The following is a 21,061-nucleotide window of genomic DNA, read 5'->3' on the forward strand; positions in this document are numbered from 1 at the left end:
CGCCAGCCTGTCGGTGCTCGCCGATAGGCTGGCGGACGTGCCTGATCCGCAGAGCTATCGCCCGAAAGCTGGGAGCATCCCCACCCAGCCCGGGGTCTACCGGTTCCGCGACCCCAAGGGGCGGGTGATCTACGTCGGCAAGGCGATCAACCTGCGCCAGCGGCTCGCGAACTACTTCCAGCCGATCCCGAGCCTCCACCCGCGTACGGCGACGATGGTCACCACCGCGGCCAGCGTCGAGTGGACGACGGTCAACAACGACATCGAGGCGCTCCAGCTCGAATACACCTGGATCAAGGAGTTCGACCCGCGGTTCAACGTCAAGTACCGCGACGACAAGTCCTACCCATGGCTCGCGGTCACCGTCTCCGAGGAGTTCCCGCGGGTGATGGTCGGCCGCGGCGCCAAGCGCAAGGGCACCCGCTACTTCGGCCCCTACGGCCACGCCTGGGCGATCCGCGAGACCGTCGACATCCTGCTGCGCGTCTTCCCGATGCGCTCGTGCAGCAACGGCGTCTTCAAGCGCTCCCAGCAGATCGGCCGCCCCTGCCTGCTCGGCTACATCGACAAGTGCACCGCCCCCTGCGTCGGCAACATCTCGCCCGAGGAGCACCGCGAGATCGTCGATGACTTCTGCGACTTCATGGCCGGCCACACCACGACCTTCACGAAGCGGATCGAGAAGGAGATGTACGCAGCCTCCGAGGCCCTCGACTTCGAGAAGGCCGCGCGGCTGCGTGACGACCTGGCCGCGATGCAGCGCGCGCTGGAGAAGCAGGCCGTGGTGCTCGGGGACGGCGCCGACGCCGACGTCATCGCCCTGGCCGAGGACCCGCTCGAGGTCGGCGTACAGATCTTCTACGTACGCGGCGGCCGGATCAAGGGTCAGCGCGGCTGGGTCGCCGACCGGATGGACGACGCCGACACCGCCGGCCTGGTCGAGCACTTCCTGCTCCAGCTCTACGCGGGCGAGGACGCGGAGGCGATCCCGCGCGAGATCCTGGTCCCGGCGCTGCCGCCCGACCACGAGACCCTCGAGGAGCTCCTCTCCGACGTTCGCAAGGCGAAGGTCCGGATCCGGGTCCCGCAGCGCGGCGACAAGAAGACCCTGCAGGAGACGGTGGCGAAGAACGCCGAGCAGGCCCTCGCGCTCCACAAGACCAAGCGGGCCAGCGATCTGACCACCCGCAACCGGGCGCTGGAGGAGATCCAGGAGGCGCTCGAGCTCGACGAGGTGCCGCTGCGGATCGAGTGCTACGACATCTCCCACCTGCAGGGCACCGAGATCGTGGCCAGCATGGTGGTCTTCGAGGACGGCCTGGCCCGCAAGTCGGAGTATCGGCGCTTCATCATCAAGGGCCAGGACGGCTCCGACGACGTCCGGGCGATGCACGAGGTGATCACCCGGCGGTTCAAGCGGCTCCTCGACGAGCAGTCGACGTCGATCGTGTCGACGGACGTCGAAGGGGCCAACGGCCCGATGCTCGTCGATCCCGAGACCGGCCGGCCCCGCAAGTTCGCCTACGCCCCGGGCCTGGTCGTCGTCGACGGCGGCGCGCCTCAGGTCGCCGCCGCCCAGCGGGCCCTGGCCGAGCTCGGCATCGACGACATCCCGGTCGTGGGTCTGGCCAAGCGCCTGGAGGAGGTCTGGGTGCCGGACGAGGAGGACCCGGTCATCCTGCCGCGGTCCTCGGAAGGGCTCTACCTGCTGCAGCGGGTCCGCGACGAGGCGCACCGGTTCGCGATCACCCATCACCGCGGCCGGCGCAGCAAGTCGATGGTGGAGAGCCTGCTCGACGACGTACCCGGCCTCGGGGAGGTGCGCCGCAAGACGCTGATGAAGCACTTCGGCTCGTTGAAGAAGCTCCGCGCCGCGACCGCCGAGGAGATCGCCCTGGTGCCCGGCATCGGCCCCGCCACCGCGACAGCGATCAAGACCGCTGTGGAGCAGACGGCCAGGAATGGCAAGGTTAGCGGCATCAACGTCACCACCGGCGAGATCATCGAGGAGTAGGTCATGCACAAGGGGGAGGTCGTCGTCATCACCGGCATGACCGGTGCCGGGCGGAGCACCGCCGCCAAGGAGCTGGAGGATCTCGGCTACTACGTCGTCGACAACCTGCCGCCGAGCCTGCTGCCGCAGGTCGTCGAGCGGGTCGACGCGGCCCGGGGCCCGGAGCAGCCGGTGGCGGTCGTGACCGACGTACGTTCCGGCTCGTTCTTCGCCGAGCTCGAGGAGATCGTGGCCAAGAAGGCCACCGGGCGGCGTACGACGCTGGTCTTCCTCGACGCCGCCGACGACACGCTCGTGCGGCGTCAGGAGGCCGCCCGGCGGCCCCACCCGATGCAGCGGGGCAACGAGCGGCTGCTGGACGCGCTCGAGCGCGAGCGGGTGGTGCTGGCCAGCCTGCGTGGCGCCGCCGACCTGGTCATCGACACGACCCAGCTGAACGTGCACCAGCTGACCGCCCGGATCGCCGAGGCGTTCGGCACCCCGGAGCGGACGACCCTGAAGGTGTCGGTGGTGAGCTTCGGGTTCAAGTACGGGATCCCGGTCGACGCCGACTTCATGGCCGACATGCGGTTCCTGCCGAACCCTCACTGGGTTCCGGAGCTGAAGGACGGCAACGGACGCGACAACCCCGACGTCGCCGCCTACGTCTACTCACGTCCTGGTGCGGAGGAGTTCCTGAGCGGGTATGTTCCGGTGCTCATCGGAGTGACCAAGGGCTATCTCCACGAAGGAAAGAGGTTCATGCGCGTGGCAATCGGGTGCACGGGTGGCAAGCACCGCAGCGTGGCGATGGCGGAGGAGATCTCCAGGCGGCTCCGAGATGCCGGCCTGGATGCGAAGGCGATCCACCGAGACCTCGGGCGGGAGTGAGAGTGGCCGGGGCCGACCGACCCGGGGCAGATGCCCAGGCTGTCGTCGCCCTGGGGGGAGGGCACGGACTTCACGCGTCGCTGAGCGCGCTGCGACTGCTGGTCGACGACCTGACCGTCGACCAGCTCACCGCGATCGTCACGGTCGCCGACAACGGTGGCTCGAGCGGCCGGCTGCGCCGCGAGTTCGGGGTGCTGCCTCCCGGTGATCTGCGGATGGCGCTCGCCGCCCTGTGCGGCGCCGACCGCTGGGACGACACCTGGGCGCAGGTGCTGCAGCACCGTTTCGCAGGCGAGGGCGAGATGCGCGGCCACAACCTCGGCAACCTGCTGATCGTCGGCCTGTGGGAGCAGCTCGGTGACCACGTCGAGGCGCTCGACTGGGTGGGCCGCCTGCTGGGCGCTAAGGGCCGGGTCCTGCCGATGGCGCTGGTGCCGATGGACATCGTCGCCGACGTACGCGGCCTGGTGCCCGGATCTCCTGATGCCCTCACCTCGGTGCAGGGCCAGGTCGAGGTCGCCAGCACCGACGGGATGATCGAGTCGATCCGGCTCATCCCCGACAACCCGCCCGCCGCCCCCGACGCGGTGGCGGCCATCCGCGAGGCGGAGTGGGTGTTCCTGGGGCCCGGCTCCTGGTTCACCTCCGTGCTGCCGCACCTGATGGTCCGCGCCCTGCGCGAGGCCCTGGTCGCCACCTCCGCCAAGATCGTGGTGGTGCTCAACCTCGGCGAGCAGCCAGGGGAGACGACCGGCTTCGGCCCGGCTGAGCACCTCTCGGTCCTCCTCGAGCACGCCCCCGACCTCCGCATCCACACCGTCCTCGTCGACTCCTCCCTCGACGGCCTCGACGAGCTGTCGCGGGTCGCCGAGAAGTGCGGTGCGCAGGTCGAGGTCGCCGACGTCGCCGTCGGCGACGGGACCCCTCGCCACGACCCGGAGCGGCTCGCCGCTGCGTACGCGAGGGTGATCGGGGCGGGCTAGCGGGGCCCCGGACGTGGAACCGATTCGAGGGTCGTTGACATCAATGAAAGACTCTCCGGCATGGCGATGACGGGACAGGTGAAGGCCGAGCTGGCCTCCACTCAGATCACCAAGACATGCTGCCGCAAGGCAGAGGTTGCCTCGACGTTGAGGTTCGCTGGGGGGATCCACATCGTGGCCGGCAGGATCGTGGTCGAGGCTGAGCTCGACACCGGTCTGGCGGCACGGAGGCTGAAGCGAGACATCGCCGACGTCTTCGGTCACGAGGCAGAGGTGGCTCTCATCCAGGCGAGCGGGCTTCGTAAGGGCAGCCGCTACATCGTGCGCGTGGTCAAGGACGGTGAGGCGCTCGCGCGCCAGACCGGCCTTCTCGACCAGCGTGGGCGACCGGTGCGGGGCCTTCCGCCTGCCGTCGTCTCGGGCGGGGCCTGCGACGCCGTCGCCGCCTGGCGCGGGGCGTTCCTGGCCCACGGCTCGCTCACCGAGCCGGGCCGCTCCTCCTCGATGGAGGTGACCTGCCCGGGTTCGGAGTCGGCTCTGGCCCTCGTCGGCGTCGCCCGCCGTATCGGCATCTCCGCCAAGCCCCGCGAGGTGCGCGGCGTGGACCGCGTCGTGATCCGCGACGGCGACGCGATCGGCCAGCTGCTGACCCGGCTGGGCGCCCACGAGTCGCTGATGGCCTGGGAGGAGCGCCGGATGCGCCGCGAGGTGCGCGCCACCGCCAACCGGCTGGCCAACTTCGACGACGCCAACCTGCGCCGTTCGGCGCGTGCCGCCGTCGCCGCCGGGGCTCGCGTCGAGCGCGCCCTGGAGATCCTCGGTGACGACATCCCCGACCACCTGCGCCAGGCCGGCAAGCTCCGACTGGAGCACAAGCAGGCCTCTCTGGAGGAGCTCGGCCAGCTGCACGACCCGGTGCTGACCAAGGATGCCATCGCGGGCCGGATCCGCCGGCTGCTGGCGATGGCCGACAAGCGCGCCGAGGAGCTCGGGATCCCCGACACCGAGGCGTCGCTGACCGCGGAGATGCTCGCCGAGGACGCCTGAGAGCACCATTCACGACCTGAAACCGGCCCGAGCCCCTCGACTGATCGAGGGGCTCGGGCCGTTTGCTACTCGTCCGTCTTTTGGAACGATCCAACCCAGTCTCCCGCTGTTCAGAGGGGCTGGGTAGTGTCGGCGTCAGCGGGTGATCCCGCGCACAATCTTTCGACGCGAACCAGGAGTCCACGTGACAGTTCGAGTAGGCATCAACGGGTTCGGCCGGATCGGCCGCAACTTCTTCCGCGCGGTGCGCGCCTCCGACCTCGACATCGAGATCGTCGGGGTCAACGACCTCAGCGACAACGCAACCCTCGCGACGCTGCTGAAGTTCGACTCGATCCTCGGCCCGCTCGGCGCCGACGTGTCCGCCACCGAGGACGCGATCGTCGTCGACGGCAAGGAGATCAAGGCGTACGCAGAGCGTGACCCGGCCAACCTCAAGTGGGCCGACCTCGGCGTCGACGTCGTGATCGAGTCCACCGGCTTCTTCACCGACGCGACCAAGGCCCGCGCCCACGTCGACAACGGCGGCGCGAAGAAGGTCATCATCTCCGCCCCGGCGAAGAACGAGGACGCCACCATCGTCCTCGGCGTCAACGAGAACATCTACGACCCCGAGGCCCACACGGTCATCTCCAACGCGTCCTGCACCACCAACTGCCTGGCGCCGCTGGCGAAGGCGCTGCACGAGGGCATCGGCATCAACCAGGGCCTGATGACCACGGTGCACGCCTACACCGCCGACCAGAACCTGCAGGACAACATCCACAAGGACCTGCGTCGTGCGCGCGCCGCCGCGCTCAACGTGGTGCCCACCTCGACCGGTGCCGCCAAGGCGATCGGCCTGGTGCTCCCGGAGCTGAAGGGCAAGCTCGACGGCTACGCGCTGCGCGTGCCGGTGCCGACCGGCTCGATCGTCGACCTCTCCTTCGAGGCCTCGCGCGAGACCTCGGTCGAGGAGATCAACTCGATCATGGAGAAGGCCGCCGACGGGAAGTACCTGGTCTACTCGACCGACCCGATCGTCTCCTCCGACATCGTCACCAACCCGGCGTCCTCGATCTTCGACGCTCCGCTGACCAAGGTGATCGGCAACCAGGTGAAGGTCGCGGCGTGGTACGACAACGAGTGGGGCTACTCCAACAGGCTCGGTGACCTGGTGGCGTACGTTGGCGCGAGCCTGTGACCCAGCGGCGCTCGCCACAGGTTAGTGTCTAGCCCGTTATGTCTCTGAATCTCACGCAGCTCATCGAGCAGGGAGTCGCGGGCAAGCGAGTCCTCGTGCGCTCCGACCTCAACGTCCCGCTGGAAGGCACCACGATCACCGACGACGGTCGGATCCGTGCGTCGGTGCCCACGATCAAGGCGCTGGCCGACGCCGGCGCCAAGGTCGTCGTGGTCGCCCACCTCGGGCGTCCGAAGGGTGAGCCGGACCCGGCCTATTCCCTGGCGCCGGTGGCGACCCGCCTCGGCGAGCTGCTCGGTGCCGAGGTCGCCTTCGCGACCGACACCGTCGGTGACTCCGCCAGCTCGGTCGTCGGCGGCCTCGCCGACGGCCAGGTGGCCCTGCTGGAGAACGTACGCTTCAACGCCGGTGAGACCAGCAAGGACGACATCGAGCGGGCGACCTTCGCCGCCGAGCTCGCCGCCCTGGCCGACGCCTTCGTCTCCGACGGCTTCGGCGTGGTCCACCGCAAGCAGGCCTCGGTCTACGACGTGGCCAAGCTGCTCCCGAGCGCGCAGGGTGACCTGGTGGCCACCGAGATCGAGGTGCTCAAGCGGCTCACCGAGACCCCGGAGCGTCCCTACGTGGTCGTCCTCGGCGGTTCGAAGGTCTCCGACAAGCTCGGCGTGATCGACAACCTGCTCGGCAAGGCCGACAAGCTGCTCATCGGCGGCGGCATGGTCTTCACCTTCCTCAAGGCCCAGGGCTACGAGGTCGGTCAGTCGCTGCTCGAGGAGGACCAGATCCTCACCGTGCTCGGCTATCTCGAGCGCGCCGAGGAGATCGGCGTCGAGATCCTGCTGCCGACCGACATCGTGGTCGCCGACTCCTTCGGCGACGAGGCCTCGGCCCGCGTGGTCGCAGCCAACGCGATCCCGGCCGAGTCCCTCGGGCTCGACATCGGTCCGGAGTCCGCCCAGACCTACGCGGCCGCCCTCGACGGCGCCAAGACGGTCTTCTGGAACGGTCCGATGGGCGTCTTCGAGCAGGCCGCGTTCGCCGAGGGCACCCGTGCGGTCGCCCAGGCGCTCACCACGGTCGACGGGCTCTCGGTCGTCGGCGGCGGTGACTCCGCCGCGGCGATCCGCCAGCTCGGCTTCGCCGACGAGCAGTTCGGCCACATCTCGACCGGTGGTGGCGCCTCGCTCGAATACCTGGAAGGCAAGACACTTCCGGGCATCGCCGTGCTCGAGGAGTCGACCGTCGTCGGAGGCCTCGGCTGATGGCGGCCAAGAAGGCGGCCGCGGGCCGCACGCCGCTCATCGCGGGCAACTGGAAGATGAACCTCAACCACCAGGAAGCGGTGGTCCTGGTCCAGAAGCTCGCCTGGACGCTCTCCGACAAGCGCCACGACTTCGGGGCCGTGGAGGTGGCGGTCTTCCCGCCGTTCACCGACATCCGCTCGGTGCAGACGCTCGTCGACGGCGACAAGATGCGGATCACCTACGGCGCCCAGAACGTCTCGACCCACGAGTCCGGCGCCTACACCGGCGAGGTCTCGGCCTCGATGCTGGCCAAGCTCGGCTGCTCCTACGTGATCGTGGGCCACTCCGAGCGTCGTGAGCACTACGGCGAGACCGACGAGATCGTCGCGCAGAAGGCCAAGATCGCGCTCAAGCACAAGATCACTCCGATCGTCTGCGTGGGCGAGGGCCTCGAGATCCGTCAGGCCGGCAACCACCTCGACCACTGCACCGGCCAGGCCGAGGCCTCGCTGGCCGGTCTGACCGACGCCGAGGTCGCCGAGGTGGTGATCGCCTACGAGCCGGTCTGGGCGATCGGCACGGGGGAGACCGCCACCGCGCAGGACGCGCAGGAGGTCTGCGCCGGCATCCGGGAGCGCCTGGAGAAGCTCTACGGTGCAGAGATCGCCGGCGGCGTACGCATCCTCTACGGCGGCTCCGTGAAGCCCAACAACGTGGCCGCCCTGATGCAGGAGAGCGACGTCGACGGCGCGCTCGTCGGCGGTGCGAGCCTCTCGGTGGAGGACTTTGCCGCCATCTCGCGCTACTACGACCTACCGGTGCTGTAGGTTTCAGGGCCTCTAGATAGGATTTCAGACGTGGAACTTCTCTTCACCATCATCCTGGTCATCGCGAGCGCGCTGATGATCCTGCTCGTGCTGCTCCACAAGGGCCGCGGTGGCGGACTCTCCGACATGTTCGGCGGTGGCGTCTCGAGCTCGCTGGGTGGATCCTCGGTCGTCGAGCGCAACCTCGACCGGCTGACCATCGGTATCGGCGTGATCTGGTTCGCCTGTGTGATCGCTCTCGGCCTGCTGATGGCCTACTGAAACATTCCCCTTCAGCGCACGCGCGATAGCGTCTAAACTCATCGACGCTGGACGGAGATTTTGCCGTCCGATCCCCCAAAGTGGCCTCTCGGGGCTGCGAACTTTAAGTTGAGAGAGGACACCGCAGCACCATGGCAGGTGGAGGGAACGCGATTCGGGGCTCCCGGGTCGGTGCTGGGCCGATGGGTGAGGCGGAGCGCGGCGAAGCTGCGCCACGAAAGGCCGTCACCTACTTCTGCGCCAACGCACATCGCTCGGTCATCACCTTCGCCGTCGAGGCGACGCCGCCGGACTCCTGGGACTGCCCCAAGTGCGGGCTGCCCGCGGGTCTCGACGAGGAGAATGCGCCCCCGGCGCCGAAGATCGAGCCTTACAAGACGCACCTCGCCTACGTGAAGGAGCGCCGCTCCGACGCCGAGGCCGAGGACATCCTGGAGGAGGCCATCGCCCTGCTCCGCTCCCGCCGCAAGTCCGGCGAGATCATCTTCTGAAACACCCGCCGAGTCGGCGCATCTGCTCCAAGCAGAGGCGCCGACTCGGCGCATTTGTCCCGCTGGAGACGCGTGAGTCGGCTCGTCAGTCCCGTCTGAAGCGAACGAGTCGGCGCAACTGCCCCGTTCAGCTCGCGAGCCGTCCACCGCGTCGGCGGAGGGCCCGATGGTGCAGTTGCCGGATGCGTACGTCTGCGTCTCCGGTACGCGTGAAGAGATCGTTCTTCGTGAACGCCTCGACCAGCCATCCTTCACGGCATACGTCCAGGCGCCGTTCCCGGTCGCGTATCTGCTGGCCGGGGGAGGAGTGCCACTCCGCGCCGTCGTACTCGACGGCGGCGAGAAGGTCCTCGTTGCCCAGATCGAGACGGGCGATGAACTCCCCGGTCACGGTAGAGACCTCGACCTGCGGCGTCATGGGAAACCGCGCTTGATGGCAGCGCAGACCCAGCACCGCCTCGGGTGGCGACTCGAACCTGCCGTCCGCCAGCGGGCCGATCTCCCGAAGTGTCGTGACCCACCGCTGACCGCGGAACTGTTCGATCCCCTCGATGAACTCGTCAGGATCGTACGCACCGAGTCGATGCATCATCGAGACTCCGGCGATCGCCTCGTCAGGCCAGCGGACGCGACCGAGATCCCAGGCCGTACGCAGCGCACTGGTCACCCTCAGGCCACCGATCTCGTCGGTCTCGCTGTCCGCCACGGTGCGCTCGCCGCTGCTCGCGATGTCGTTGCGGAGACGGCCGCGGCCGGCCGGGCGGAAGAACGAGAGCGGGCGAAGGCTGATGTGCTCGCCGGGCGCGAGGATCATCTCGGCTCCGAGGAGCCAGCCGGCATGTCGGTCGACGACGATGCAGTCGGCGGGCGCGACCAGCCTCAGGCACGCGGCGCGGACGGCGAGGGAGTCGCCCACCTCGGTGGCCAGATACACGCCCTTGATAGGGCGGCGTACGAGGCCCGTCTCGAGAAGCGTGCCGAGCCGCCTCCGTGAGATCCCGGCTTCGCGGGCCATCTTGAAGGTGAACGGCTCGGTCGCCGGCAACGGGAAGGTGCTCCCGAGGCTTCCGTTGAACAGCATCTCGTAGATGTCCATGCCGGAGAGTCTGGGAGCCCGTCGCCGGCGCCGCCACCGCACATCAGCGGGCTGTGGAAAAGTCTGTGGACAACGTGGGGCTGACGCGCCGACTCGCGTCGTTCCAGCGGGACTGACGTGCCGAGTCGGCGCTTCTGCGTGGGACAGACGCGCCGACTCGGCGGGGTGGGTCAGCAGGTGGCGCCGAAGATGGACTCGGCGTACTCCGGGTGGTCGATGAACGGGTTCCGGTTGTGCTGGTAGGTCGAGTAGATCTTGTTGTTGCGCGCCTGCTCGGCGGTGGTGACGGGGTCGGCGCTGTGCCAGGCCAGGAGGACGCAGACCTTGCCGAGGTAGCTGGTCGCGCCGTTGACGGAGTTGTTGACCTCCAGGTCGGCGAAGCCGTCGTCGCCGTTGTAGCGAACGGCCATGTAGAGGATGCCGCGGGCCAGGTCGCCCTTCACGCTGTCGCGGGGCTCGAAGGAGTCGGAGTCGGTCCAGCAGTCGCTGCACTCCGCGACGGCCGAGCCGCCGAGGTCGAAGTCCTTGTTGCCCCGGGTGGAGTTGACGGTGACGTCCTCGGGCCGCAGGTGGTGCACGTCGGTGCCGGGGCCGTTGCTGGTGCCGAAGTCACCGTGGCTCTGCGGCCAGGTGTGCTCGCGGTTCCAGTTGTTTGCGTCGCCGCCGTTGTTGGTCTTCGGGGTGGAGACCCCGGAGTAGAACTCGATCACGTTCGCGGAGTTGTTCGGGTCCTGGTCGAGCACCTTCAGCGCCTCCCACACCGCGCTGTAGGTCATCGTGGTGTGCCCGTCGATGATGTTGTGCAGCGCCGACTTCAGCGCCGAGCCGGACAGGCCCTGGGCGGAGTCGTAGTAGCCCGCCGGGATGTTCGGGTCCGGGGTGGGGCTGGTGGTGGGGGTGGGCGTCGGGGTCGGCGTGGACCCGGCGAACGCGAAGGCGGTGGCGTTCTTGTGCCCGGGGTGGGAGAAGTACGCCGTCAGGGTGCCGGTGACATCGATCTGGCGGCCCTTCAGGGTCGGGTTGGACCGCAGGCCCCACGAGCTGCGGAAGGCGTCGGGGATCTGCACGTAGAGCATCCGTGACGTGCTGGTCTCCGCAGCCGAGTCGGCGATCGCGAGGGCATAGTCGTTGGGATAGTTGCTGGTCACGACGGTGTTGGTCGCGGTGGGCTGGCCGACGACGTAGCCGCGCACCGTGGCCGTCGAGCCGTTCTGGGTCGCGATCGCCGTGGATACGGTGATCGTGGCCGCCTGGGCCGGGGCGGTCGTGATGACGACCGCCATGAAGCTCGCCAGGGCGAGGGCAACGAGGCTGGCCAGGGTGAGGCGCAGCCGCCGAGAGGCGCTGAAGGACATGCTCGGATGGTGGCAGTCGGCAGGTGGTCGGGGAACCCGCTGCGGGAAAGATTTACCTGCCGTTAGCAACCCGGGTAACGGAGTTCCCGAGACATTTGCGCCGACTCGGCGCTTCCGGGTGGGACAGTCGCGCCGAGTCGGGAGGGGGTCAGAGCTTGGACGCGGCCGCGCGGTCCAAGAACCAGATCGTCTCGTTGGTGCCGATGACTCCGGTGGCGGGGATCTCGCTGATCGGGGCGCCGGCGTGGGCCTTGGCCACCGCCTCGGCCTTGCCTTCGCCGCTGACCAGGAACCAGACGGTCGAGGACCGTCGCAGGGCCTCGAAGGTGAAGGTGATCCGCTCGGGCGGGGGCTTGGGCGAGCCGGTCACGCCGACGGCGATCGCGTCCTTCGCCTCGAGCTGCGGGAAGCCGGGGAAGAGGGAGGCGATGTGGCCGTCGGGGCCGACGCCGAGCATCAGGATGTCGAAGCCGCCCGAGCCGTGGCTGCGTACGTCCTCGGAGAACTGCGCCGCAGCCTCGTCGACGCTCAGGCCGGAGTCGGTGGACGGCATCTCGCGGATGCGGTGGTCCGGGACGCCGACCTCGGTCAGGAACGCGGCGCGAGCCTGGCCGGCGTTGCGGTCGGGGGAGTCGGCGGCGACGTAGCGCTCGTCGCCGAAGAAGAACTCGACCGCGCCCCAGTCGACGCCCGACTCGGGAGCCAGACGCGCGATCTCACGGTGGATGGCCTCGGCGATGGTGCCGCCGGTGAGGCCGATGGTGGGTACGTCGCCGGCGGCCTGCAGGTCGGCCAGGCGACTGAGGAACTCCCCGGCCACCGCGGAGGCCAGCGCCTCGGCGGTGTCGTGGACCTCGATGAGTGACTCGGGATGACCGTCGCGGGTCGTCACGCTCGCTTCTCTCTGTAGTAGGCGATGAGGGACTGGGTGGAGGTGTCCTGCTGCTCGGCGGTCTTCGCGTCACCGGAGACGGCCGGGCTGATCTGCAGGGCGAGCTGCTTGCCGAGCTCGACTCCCCACTGGTCGAAGGAGTCGATGCCCCACACCACACCCTGGGTGAAGGTGATGTGCTCGTAGAGGGCGATCAGCTGACCCAGCACACCGGGGGTCAGCGACGGAGCCATGATCGAGGTGGTCGGCCGGTTTCCGGAGAAGACCCGCGCGTTGACGATGTTCTCCGCGGTGCCCTCGGCGCGCACCTGCTCGGCGGTCTTGCCGAAGGCCAGCGCCTGGGTCTGGGCGAAGAAGTTGGCCAGGAACAGCTCGTGCACGTCGATGTCGCCGTCCGCGAGGGGATAGGCGGGGTTGGCGAACGCGATGAAGTCGGCCGGGATGACCCGGGTGCCCTGGTGGATCAGCTGGTAGAAAGCGTGCTGGCCGTTGGTGCCGGGCTCGCCCCAGAAGACCTCACCGGTCGCCGAGGTCACCGCGGTGCCGTCCCAGCGCACCGACTTGCCGTTGGACTCCATCGTCAGCTGCTGCAGGTACGCAGGGAACCGGTGCAGCAGCTGGGAGTAGGGCAGCACGGCGTGGGTCTGGGCATCGAAGAAGTTGACGTACCAGACGTTCAGGAGACCCATCAGCGCCGGCACGTTCCGCTCGAGCGGAGTCGTGCGGAAGTGCTCGTCGATCGCGTGGAACCCACCGAGGAACTCGGCGAAGGCCTCCGGACCGACGGCGATCGCCAGCGAGGTGCCGATGGCGGAGTCGACGGAGTAGCGGCCGCCGACCCAGTCCCAGAAGCCAAAGGCGTTCTCCGGGTCGATCCCGAAGTTCGCGACCTTGTCCAGCGCCGTGGAGACGGCGACGAAGTGCTTCTTCACCGCGTCGGCGGCGTCCACGTCGTCGCCGAGCGCGTCGAGCAGCCACGAGCGCGCCAGGCGGGCGTTGGTGAGCGTCTCCAGCGTCGAGAAGGTCTTCGAGGAGACGATGAACAGCGTCGTCTCCGGATCGAGCCCCTTGAGCTTCATGCCCGCGTCGGTCGGGTCGATGTTGGAGATGAACCGGCACTCGATCTCCGGGTGGCGGAACGGCTCCAGCGCCTCGTAGGCCATCACCGGGCCGAGGTCGGAGCCGCCGATGCCGATGTTGACGACCGTGCGGATCCGCTCGCCGGTGACGCCCTTCCACTCCCCGGACCGGACCCGGTCGGCGAAGGCGTAGACCTTCTTCAGGGTCTCGTGGACCGCAGGCACCACGTCGGTGCCGTCGACGGTCAGGGACGCGTCGGCGGGAAGCCGCAGGGCGGTGTGGAGCACCGCGCGGTCCTCGGTGACGTTGATGTGCTCGCCGGCGAGCATCGCGTCACGCCGCGCCTCCAGGCCGACCTGCTCGGCCAGCGCCAGCAGGTCGGCCAGGAGCTCGTCGGTGAGGAGGTTCTTGGAGAGGTCGACGTGGAGGTCGGCCGCCTCGAAGGTGAAGCGTGAGGCCCGGCCGGGATCGTCGGCGAACCACGAGCGCAGGTCGGGCTCGAAGCCGGTCCGTCTCTCGGTGAGTGCCTTCCAAGCGTCCGTCGTCGTGGCGTCGACCGGGCCTCCGCTCACTACTTCACCGCCTCGATCTGGCCCTTCACGGTGTCGACGAGCTCGACCCAGGAGGCCTTGAACTTGTCCACGCCCTCGGTCTCCAGCACCTCGAAGACGTCGTCGAGGTCGACCCCGACCGAGCGCAGCGACTCGAAGACCGCGGCGGCCTCGTCGCCCTTGCCGGTGACGACGTCGCCCTTGACCTCACCGTGGTCGGCGAAGGCCTCCATGGTCTTCTCGGGCATGGTGTTGACCGTGTCGGCGACGACCAGGTCGGTGACGTAGAGCGTGTCCGGGTAGTCCGGGTTCTTGACGCCGGTCGAGGCCCACAGCGGCCGCTGGGCGTTGGCGCCGGCGTCGGCCAGCGCGGTCCAGCGCTCGCTCTGGTGGACCTCCTCGAAGGCGGCGTACGCGGCGATGGCGTTGGCCACCGCGGCCTTGCCCAGCAGCGCGCTGGCCTCGGGCGTGCCGAGGGCCTCGAGCCGCTTGTCGATCTCGCTGTCCACGCGGGAGACGAAGAACGAGGCGACGCTGCGGATCGTGGACAGGTCCTTGCCGGCCGCCTTGGCCTGCTCCAGACCGGTCAGGTAGGCGTCCATCACCGCGCGGTAGCGCTCGACCGAGAAGATCAGGGTCACGTTGACCGAGATGCCCTCGGCGATCACGGCGGTGATCGCCGGGAGGCCCTCGAGGGTCGCCGGGATCTTGATCAGCGCGTTCGGGCGGTCGACCTCGGCCCACAGCGCCTTCGCGGAGGCGATGGTCGCGTCGGTGTCGTTGGCCAGCGTCGGCTCGACCTCGATCGAGACCCGGCCGTCGTCCTTGGTCGCCTCGGCGACCGGGGCGAGGATGTCGCAGGCGTTGCGTACGTCCCGGGTGGTGAGGCCGAAGATGATCTCGTCGACGTTCTTGCCCTCGGCCACGAGCGATCGGAGCTGCTCGTCGTAGCGCTCGCCGTTGGCGATCGCGGCGGCGAAGATGGTCGGGTTGGTGGTCACCCCGACGACGGACTTCTCCTTGACGAGCTCGGCGAGGTTGCCGGTCTCGATGCGCTCACGGGAGAGGTCGTCGAGCCAGATGGATACGCCGGCCTCGGCCAGCGCCTTGAGACGGTCAGACATATTTCATGCTCCCTTGTTGATGGCGGCGAGGCTCTCCTTGGCGGCCGTGACGACCGCCTCGGGGGTGAAGCCGTACTCCTTGAACAGCAGCGACCCGGACGCCGAGGCACCGAAGTGCTCCAGCGAGACGATCCGGCCGGCGTCGCCGACGTACTCCCGCCAGCCCTGCTTCACGCCCGCCTCGACGCTGACGCGCGCCTTGACGTCGGGCGGGATCACCGAGTCGCGGTAGTCCTGGTCCTGGGCGTCGAACCACTCCAGGCAGGGCAGCGAGACCACGCGGGCGCCGATGCCCTCCTTCGCCAGCTCCTCGCGGGCGGCGACGGCGTACTGCACCTCGGAGCCGGTGCCGAGCAGCACGACGTCGACGGTCCCGGTGGGGGAGTCGATGAGTACGTAGCCACCCTTCGCCACACCCTCGGTGGTCGCGTAGCCGTCGACCCCGCGCGGGAACGTCGGCAACGCCTGACGGGTCAGGATGAGCGCCGACGGGCGGTCGTGGTGCTTGAGCACCTCGAGCCACGCGGCGGCGGTCTCGTTGGCGTCGGCGGGACGGACCACGTCGAGGCCCGGGATGGCCCGGACCGCGGCGAGGTGCTCGACCGGCTGGTGGGTCGGGCCGTCCTCGCCCAGGCCGATGGAGTCGTGGGTCCAGACGTGGATCACCGGCAGCTTGGACAGCGCCCCGACGCGTACGGCGCCGCGCATGTAGTCGGAGAACTGGAAGAACGTGCCGCCGAAGGCCTTGGTGGGCGAGTGGGCCACGATGCCGTTGAGGATCGCGCCCATGGCGTGCTCGCGGATGCCGAAGTGGAGCACGCGGCCGGCGTAGGGGTCGCCCTTCCACTCGTGGGTGGAACGGTCCTCGGGCACGAAGCTGGGCGCGCCGGAGATCGTGGTGTTGTTGGAGCCGGCGAGGTCGGCCGAGCCGCCCCACAGCTCGGGCAGCACCGGCGCGAGGGCGTTGATCACCTTGCCGGAGGCGGCACGGGTGGCGATGCCCTTGGCGTCGGCCTCGAAGAACGGCAGCGCGTCGGCGATGCCGTCGGGGAGCTCCCCGGCCTGCAGCCGCTCGAGCAGCTTCGCGCGCTCCGGGTTGGCCTCGGCCCAGGCGGCCTCCTCGGCACGCCAGGCCTCCTCGGCCTTCTCGCCGCGCTCGATGAGCTTGCGGGTGTGGGCGAGCACCTCGGGGTCGACGTCGAAGGTCTTGTCCGGGTCGAAGCCCAGCACCTTCTTGGTCGCGGCGACCTCCTCGACGCCGAGCGCCGAGCCGTGCGCGGCCTCGGTGTTCTGCGCGTTGGGAGCCGGCCAGGCGATGATCGTACGCAGCACGATCAGCGAAGGCTGGTCGGTGACCTCGCCGGCGGCGTTGATCGCGTCGAAGAGCGCCGGGACGTCCTCGGAGTAGCCGGTGCCGTCGTGGGTCCAGTCGACCTCCTGGACGTGCCAGCCGTAGGCCCGGTAGCGGGCGGCGACGTCCTCGGTGAACGCGACGTTGGTGTCGCCCTCGATCGAGATCCGGTTGGCGTCGTAGATCATCGTCAGGTTGCCGAGCTTCTGCGTGCCGGCGATCGAGCTGGCCTCGCCGCTCACGCCCTCCTGCAGGTCGCCATCACCGGCCAGGACGTAGGTCTTGTGATCGAACGGGCTGGGCTGGTCGACCGGGGTGTCCGGGTCGAGCAGGCCGCGCAGCCGGCGCTGGGCCATCGCGATGCCGACGGCGTTGGCGACACCCTGGCCGAGCGGGCCGGTGGTCACCTCCACGCCGCGGGTGTGGCCGCGCTCGGGGTGGCCCGGCGTGAGGGAGCCCCAGGTGCGCAGGCTCTCCAGGTCGCCGAGCTCGAGGCCGAAGCCGCCGAGGTAGAGCTGGATGTAGAGAGTGATGCTGGAGTGGCCGACGGAGAGCACGAACCGGTCACGGCCGAGCCAGTCGGTGTCGGCGGGGTTGTGCTTCATCACCTTCTGGAAGAGCAGGTACGCCGCCGGTGCCAGGCTCATCGCGGTGCCAGGGTGGCCGTTGCCGACCTTCTGCACGGAGTCCATGGCGAGAACGCGGACGGTGTCCACGGCCTTGCTGTCCAGATCGGTCCACTCGAGTACAGGTTTGGTGCTCACGAGGTGCCTTTTCAAATCGGTGGAGTCCACATGGGAAGTTCTTGGGCTGGCCGTGGGGGGCTGCCGAATCCGAGCCTACTCACGCCCCGGGTTAGACTGCGAGCCGCATGCTGTGAACTGCTTGTATGAGCCGCATGTGACGCCTCAACCCGATCGAGAAGGATCTTCTCAGTGACGCACGTCGAACAGCCGGTCCCCGACCTCGACCAGCGTAGCGACCGCGCGTCAATGCGCGATGTCATCTCGGCGTACGTCTCCCTGACGAAGCCCCGCGTGATCGAGCTGCTGCTGCTGACCACCGTGCCGGTGATGTTCTTCGCCGCCCAGGGTGTTCCGGGGGTCGGCCTCGTCGCCGCCACCGTCGTCGGCGGGATCTTCTCGGCCGGATCGGCCTCGGTCTTCAACTGCGTCTACGACCGCGACATCGACGAGCAGATGCGGCGTACGCGACGCCGGGCCCTGCCACGGCACGTGGTCACCCCGCGCGCCGCTCTGATCTTCGGGTCGGTGCTGGCCGTGCTCTCGGTGCTGGTGCTCGGGTTCTTCGTCAACTGGCTCTCCGCGGGCCTGTCGCTGGCCGCCAACGCCTTCTACGTCTTCGTCTACACGATGCTGCTCAAGCGGCGCACGACGCAGAACATCGTCTGGGGCGGCATCGCGGGCTGCTTCCCGACCCTGATCGGCTGGACCGCGGTCACCAACTCGGTGAGCTGGGAGCCGCTGATCCTGTTCATGGTCGTCTTCTTCTGGACCCCGCCGCACACCTGGGCGCTGGCGCTGCGCTACCGCGAGGACTACGCGCAGGTCGACGTGCCGATGCTGCCGGTGGTCAAGTCCGCCCGCCACGTCGGCGGCCAGATCGTGGCCTACTCCTGGGTCATGGTCGCCACCTCGCTGCTGCTGTGGCCGATCGCCTCCACCGGCTGGCTCTACCCGGTCGCCGCCATCGGCCTCGGCGCCGTCTTCCTCGTCCAGGCCCACCAGCTGCACGCGCGAGCCAAGGGCACCGAGGACCTCACCAAGATCCGCCCGATGCAGCTCTTCCACTCGAGCAACCTCTACCTGAGCCTGCTCTTCGTAGCCCTCGCGGTCGACCCGCTGATCGGCTGAGCTCCCGCCGAGGCGTCACCCGCGTCGGCCGAGAAGTCAGCTACGTCGGCCGAGAAGTCGCTAGCGCAGGCCGAGTGGGCAACACGCACCCCACTCGACTTGCGCGCGTGACGCTTCGACCTGCAGGAACGACTTCTCGGCCTGCGGGAGTGACGCCTCGGCGAGGGTGTCAGGCGGCGTGGGCGCGGACGGAACAGACGACGCGGGCGAGGCCGGCGGAGATCAGGGCGGCGCCGAGCATGTGGAAGCCGACCAGGACGACCGGGAGGTCGGTGAGGTACTGCACCCAGCCGATCAGGCCCTGGGCGAGCTCGATGACCAGCAGGACGACCGTGACCTGACGGACGTACGCATGCCTGCGGCCGAGCCACAGGGTGACCAGGGTCGCGGCGATGAGCGCGTAGACGGCGTAGGCGTGGATGTGGGACATCAGCGCCGGGTCGAGGCCGGTGCGGCGCGAGTCGAGGTCGCCGGAGTGGGGGCCGGAGCCGGTCACGACGGTGCCGAGCCAGAGCGAGAGCCAGCCGACGACGAAGGTGACGAGCGAGGCGATGCGGACGCTGCGAGGCGCCGCCTCACGCTCGGGGGAGCGGAGCTCGTCGAGGAGCCAGACGCACAGGCCGACCATCGCCATCGAGGCGAGCAGGTGGAGCGCGACGACGTAGGGATTGAGCTCGGTGAGCACCGTGATGCCGCCGATGACCCCTTGGAGCGGTACGCCGCAGGCGACGACGATCGCCAGGTTGCGGATGGCCCCCCGGCGGTTCCAGACGGCGACGACGACGGTGATGGCGATCGCGGCCAGGACGTAGGTCAGCAGCCGGTTGCCGAACTCGATGACCCCGTTGATCCCGAGCGCCTCGTGAGCCACGTAGGACTCCTCGGTGCACTTGGGCCAGGTCGGGCAGCCGAGGCCGGAGCCGGTCAGCCGGACCACCGCGCCGGTCACGACGATCCCGATGTTGGCGACCAGGTTGGCGACGGCCAGACCGAACGCGTGGGCGCGGAGCCAGGCGAGGACCTTGTCCTTGGCCGAGGGAGCCGGGCCGGTGGCGGGTTCGGTGGATGTCATTCCCACTTGAAGGTCCTAGCTGTGAGGGTTGAGCCGAGGACGGCCCAGATCAGAAGTACGCCGAGGTCCCGCCAGGCCGGGACGCCGTCGAGGAAGGCGGTGCGTACCGCCTCTCCCAGCGCGCCCGAGGGCAGCCAGCGGGCGACGTCTCCGTAGGCGCCGTACGCGGTCAGCGGCAGCACAACGGCGCCGCCGGCGAGGAGGAGCAGGTAGATGAGGTTGGCCGCGGCCAGGGTCGCCTCCGCGCGCAGCACGCCGGCGACGAAGAGCCCGAGCGAGGCGAAGGCCAGGGTGCCCGTCGCGATGGCCAGGAAGAAGGCGAGGACGGTGCCGAAGCCGGCGGCCGGGGTCCAGCCGAGGATCTGGCCGACGCCGCCGATGACGAAGAGCTGCACGAGCTGTACGCACCCCAGCGCGAGCACCTTGCCGGCGAGCAGGCCGATCCGGGGGAGCGGTGAGGCGCCGAGCCGCTTGATCACGCCGTAGCGCCGCTCGAACCCGGTCGCGATCGCCAGGCTGGTGAAGCTCGTGGACATGATCGCCAGCGCGAGGACGCCCGGGGTCAGGATGTCGACCAGTGCGCGGTCGGTGCCGAGGTCGAGGTCGATCGCGTTGCCGGCGGTGACGCCGCCGATCAGCACCATCACCGGGATCACGACGGCCAGGAGGAGCTGCTCGCCGTTGCGGAGCATCAGCTTCGCTTCCATCAGGGCCTGCGCGACCACCTGCCGGGTGATCGGGGCGCCGCCTGGCTTCGGGATGAAGACGCCTGCCTCAGACATGTTCGACCCCGTCCGTGAGATGGAGCTCTCCGGTGAGATCGAGGAAGACGTCTTCGAGGGAGCGCCGACCGAGGGTCAGCGACTCCGGAAGGACGTCGTTCTCCTCGCACCAGCGGCTCACCTTGGCGAGCGTGGTCGGGTCGGCCTTGCCGGTGACCCGCATCGAACGCTCGTCGAGCAGGACGACCTCGGTGTCCTCGCCGAGCGCCTTGCGCAGGGACTCGCGGGCACCGGGCGGGAACGGCTTGGTCACGACCAGCCGCACGGTCGCGGTCGCGCCGCCGCGGGTGAGCTCCAGCGGGGTCCCCGAGGCGATCATCCGGCCGCGATCGATGATGTGCACCTGGTCGGCCAGCTCCTCGGCCTCCTCCAGGTAGTGGGTGGTCAGCACGACGGTGACGCCGTCGGCGCGCAGCTCGCGCAGCAGCTCCCAGGTCGTACGCCGCCCCTGCGGGTCCATTCCCGCGGTCGGCTCGTCCACGAAGACCAGCTCCGGGCGGCCGACCAGCGCCATCGCCAGGCCGAGCCGCTGCTGCTGTCCGCCGGAGAGCCGCCGGTAGGGGGTGCGACCGCACTCGCCCAGGCCGAGCCGCTCCGCCAGGTAGTCGACGTCGAGCGGATGCGCGTGCAGCCGGGCGATGTGCTTGAGCATCTCCATGGCGCGTACGCCGCTCCACGCGCCCTGCCCCTGCAGCATCACCCCGATCCGGGGGAGCAGCTGCTTGCGGTCGGCGATCGGGTCGAGCCCGAGCACGCGCACCGTGCCCTGCTGGGGCTTGCGATAGCCCTCGCACGTCTCCAGGGTGGTCGTCTTCCCGGCTCCGTTCGGGCCGAGCACGGCCGTGATCGACCCCTCCGCGACGCTCAGCGTGAGTCCGTCGACGGCCGTCTTGTCGCCGTAGCTCATGCGTAGGTCGCGGACCTCGACAGCAGGCCGGGCGACGGAAGATTCCACGGCGGCAGT

The 21,061-nt window shown here is 69.3% G+C and carries 19 protein-coding genes; 10 read left to right on the forward strand and 9 right to left on the reverse strand.

From position 1 onward, the window contains the following. Window positions 1-37: 37 nt before the first annotated feature. The 9 genes from uvrC to HD557_RS09825 all read left to right on the forward strand — a co-directional run bounded on the left by uvrC (window position 38) and on the right by HD557_RS09825 (window position 8,920). On the forward strand, window positions 38-2,014 hold the full coding sequence (gene uvrC / locus HD557_RS09785) for an excinuclease ABC subunit UvrC (protein ID WP_196873754.1): 1,977 nt from the start codon (window positions 38-40) through the stop codon (window positions 2,012-2,014). Between the two features lie 3 nt (window positions 2,015-2,017). Next, window positions 2,018-2,884: an RNase adapter RapZ gene (gene rapZ, locus HD557_RS09790; protein WP_008357169.1), complete on the forward strand. Its 867-nt coding sequence runs from the start codon at window positions 2,018-2,020 to the stop codon at window positions 2,882-2,884. A gap of 2 nt (window positions 2,885-2,886) precedes the next feature. After that, entirely contained in the window at window positions 2,887-3,867 is a 981-nt protein-coding gene (locus tag HD557_RS09795) for a gluconeogenesis factor YvcK family protein (RefSeq protein WP_008357167.1), read from the forward strand. Window positions 3,868-3,927: 60 nt separating this feature from the next. Then, window positions 3,928-4,914, forward strand: coding sequence for a DNA-binding protein WhiA (gene whiA, locus HD557_RS09800; RefSeq protein ID WP_008357163.1), 987 nt, complete (start codon window positions 3,928-3,930; stop codon window positions 4,912-4,914). Window positions 4,915-5,098: 184 nt separating this feature from the next. Next, window positions 5,099-6,097, forward strand: a complete 999-nt coding sequence (gene gap / locus HD557_RS09805) for a type I glyceraldehyde-3-phosphate dehydrogenase (protein WP_008357161.1) — start codon at window positions 5,099-5,101, stop codon at window positions 6,095-6,097. A gap of 38 nt (window positions 6,098-6,135) precedes the next feature. Then, a complete protein-coding gene (locus tag HD557_RS09810) occupies window positions 6,136-7,359 on the forward strand; it encodes a phosphoglycerate kinase (RefSeq protein WP_196873755.1) in 1,224 nt (407 codons plus the stop codon). Beyond that, window positions 7,359-8,168, forward strand: a complete 810-nt coding sequence (gene tpiA / locus HD557_RS09815) for a triose-phosphate isomerase (RefSeq protein ID WP_008357157.1) — start codon at window positions 7,359-7,361, stop codon at window positions 8,166-8,168. Before HD557_RS09810 ends, tpiA begins: the two co-directional genes overlap by 1 nt. A 30-nt stretch (window positions 8,169-8,198) precedes the next feature. Further along, window positions 8,199-8,429, forward strand: a complete 231-nt coding sequence (gene secG / locus HD557_RS09820; RefSeq protein WP_008357155.1) for a preprotein translocase subunit SecG — start codon at window positions 8,199-8,201, stop codon at window positions 8,427-8,429. 131 nt (window positions 8,430-8,560) lie between these two features. Next, the gene (locus HD557_RS09825) at window positions 8,561-8,920 is read left to right on the forward strand and encodes an RNA polymerase-binding protein RbpA (RefSeq protein WP_008357153.1); all 360 of its coding nucleotides are present in this window, start codon (window positions 8,561-8,563) and stop codon (window positions 8,918-8,920) included. A gap of 127 nt (window positions 8,921-9,047) precedes the next feature. On the opposite strand, the gene HD557_RS09830 is transcribed toward HD557_RS09825, so the two are convergent. From HD557_RS09830 to tkt, 6 genes are all read right to left on the reverse strand, one after another. Further along, the gene (locus tag HD557_RS09830; RefSeq protein WP_196873756.1) at window positions 9,048-10,016 is read right to left on the reverse strand and encodes a type IV toxin-antitoxin system AbiEi family antitoxin domain-containing protein; all 969 of its coding nucleotides are present in this window, start codon (window positions 10,014-10,016) and stop codon (window positions 9,048-9,050) included. Between the two features lie 170 nt (window positions 10,017-10,186). Continuing rightward, the gene (locus HD557_RS09835; RefSeq protein WP_008357149.1) at window positions 10,187-11,371 is read right to left on the reverse strand and encodes an endonuclease; all 1,185 of its coding nucleotides are present in this window, start codon (window positions 11,369-11,371) and stop codon (window positions 10,187-10,189) included. Window positions 11,372-11,519: 148 nt separating this feature from the next. Continuing rightward, a complete protein-coding gene (pgl, locus tag HD557_RS09840; RefSeq protein WP_196873757.1) occupies window positions 11,520-12,263 on the reverse strand; it encodes a 6-phosphogluconolactonase in 744 nt (247 codons plus the stop codon). Continuing rightward, on the reverse strand, window positions 12,260-13,915 hold the full coding sequence (gene pgi / locus HD557_RS09845; RefSeq protein WP_196873758.1) for a glucose-6-phosphate isomerase: 1,656 nt from the start codon (window positions 13,913-13,915) through the stop codon (window positions 12,260-12,262). The genes pgl and pgi overlap by 4 nt, the downstream gene beginning before the upstream one ends. Beyond that, window positions 13,915-15,018, reverse strand: coding sequence for a transaldolase (tal, locus tag HD557_RS09850; RefSeq protein ID WP_008357144.1), 1,104 nt, complete (start codon window positions 15,016-15,018; stop codon window positions 13,915-13,917). Before tal ends, pgi begins: the two co-directional genes overlap by 1 nt. A 3-nt stretch (window positions 15,019-15,021) precedes the next feature. Further along, window positions 15,022-17,133, reverse strand: coding sequence for a transketolase (tkt, locus tag HD557_RS09855; protein ID WP_196873759.1), 2,112 nt, complete (start codon window positions 17,131-17,133; stop codon window positions 15,022-15,024). Between the two features lie 171 nt (window positions 17,134-17,304). Between tkt and HD557_RS09860 the strand changes: the two genes are divergently transcribed. After that, window positions 17,305-18,243: a heme o synthase gene (locus HD557_RS09860; protein ID WP_008357142.1), complete on the forward strand. Its 939-nt coding sequence runs from the start codon at window positions 17,305-17,307 to the stop codon at window positions 18,241-18,243. Between the two features lie 169 nt (window positions 18,244-18,412). Here the strand turns inward: HD557_RS09860 and HD557_RS09865 are convergent, their stop codons facing one another. Genes HD557_RS09865 through HD557_RS09875 form a run of 3 tightly spaced genes read right to left on the reverse strand, consistent with a single transcriptional unit; the run spans window position 18,413 to window position 21,052 of the window. Then, entirely contained in the window at window positions 18,413-19,315 is a 903-nt protein-coding gene (locus HD557_RS09865; protein ID WP_231380242.1) for a COX15/CtaA family protein, read from the reverse strand. Further along, window positions 19,312-20,097, reverse strand: a complete 786-nt coding sequence (locus tag HD557_RS09870; protein WP_196873761.1) for an ABC transporter permease — start codon at window positions 20,095-20,097, stop codon at window positions 19,312-19,314. Before HD557_RS09870 ends, HD557_RS09865 begins: the two co-directional genes overlap by 4 nt. Then, a complete protein-coding gene (locus HD557_RS09875; RefSeq protein WP_008357136.1) occupies window positions 20,090-21,052 on the reverse strand; it encodes an ABC transporter ATP-binding protein in 963 nt (320 codons plus the stop codon). Before HD557_RS09875 ends, HD557_RS09870 begins: the two co-directional genes overlap by 8 nt. Window positions 21,053-21,061 lie beyond the last annotated feature (9 nt).

The organism is Nocardioides luteus (assembly GCF_015752315.1).
Classification (GTDB): Bacteria; Actinomycetota; Actinomycetes; order Propionibacteriales; family Nocardioidaceae; genus Nocardioides.

Coding starts and splice junctions, on each gene's coding strand:
- HD557_RS09825 (WP_008357153.1), top strand. CDS start 8,561: ATGGCAGGTGGAGGGAACGCGATTCGGGGCTCCCGGGTCGGTGCTGGG.
- tal (WP_008357144.1), bottom strand. CDS start 15,018: ATGTCTGACCGTCTCAAGGCGCTGGCCGAGGCCGGCGTATCCATCTGG.
- HD557_RS09835 (WP_008357149.1), bottom strand. CDS start 11,371: ATGTCCTTCAGCGCCTCTCGGCGGCTGCGCCTCACCCTGGCCAGCCTC.
- HD557_RS09810 (WP_196873755.1), top strand. CDS start 6,136: ATGTCTCTGAATCTCACGCAGCTCATCGAGCAGGGAGTCGCGGGCAAG.
- HD557_RS09830 (WP_196873756.1), bottom strand. CDS start 10,016: ATGGACATCTACGAGATGCTGTTCAACGGAAGCCTCGGGAGCACCTTC.
- HD557_RS09865 (WP_231380242.1), bottom strand. CDS start 19,315: ATGACATCCACCGAACCCGCCACCGGCCCGGCTCCCTCGGCCAAGGAC.
- tpiA (WP_008357157.1), top strand. CDS start 7,359: ATGGCGGCCAAGAAGGCGGCCGCGGGCCGCACGCCGCTCATCGCGGGC.
- rapZ (WP_008357169.1), top strand. CDS start 2,018: ATGCACAAGGGGGAGGTCGTCGTCATCACCGGCATGACCGGTGCCGGG.
- whiA (WP_008357163.1), top strand. CDS start 3,928: ATGGCGATGACGGGACAGGTGAAGGCCGAGCTGGCCTCCACTCAGATC.
- HD557_RS09870 (WP_196873761.1), bottom strand. CDS start 20,097: ATGTCTGAGGCAGGCGTCTTCATCCCGAAGCCAGGCGGCGCCCCGATC.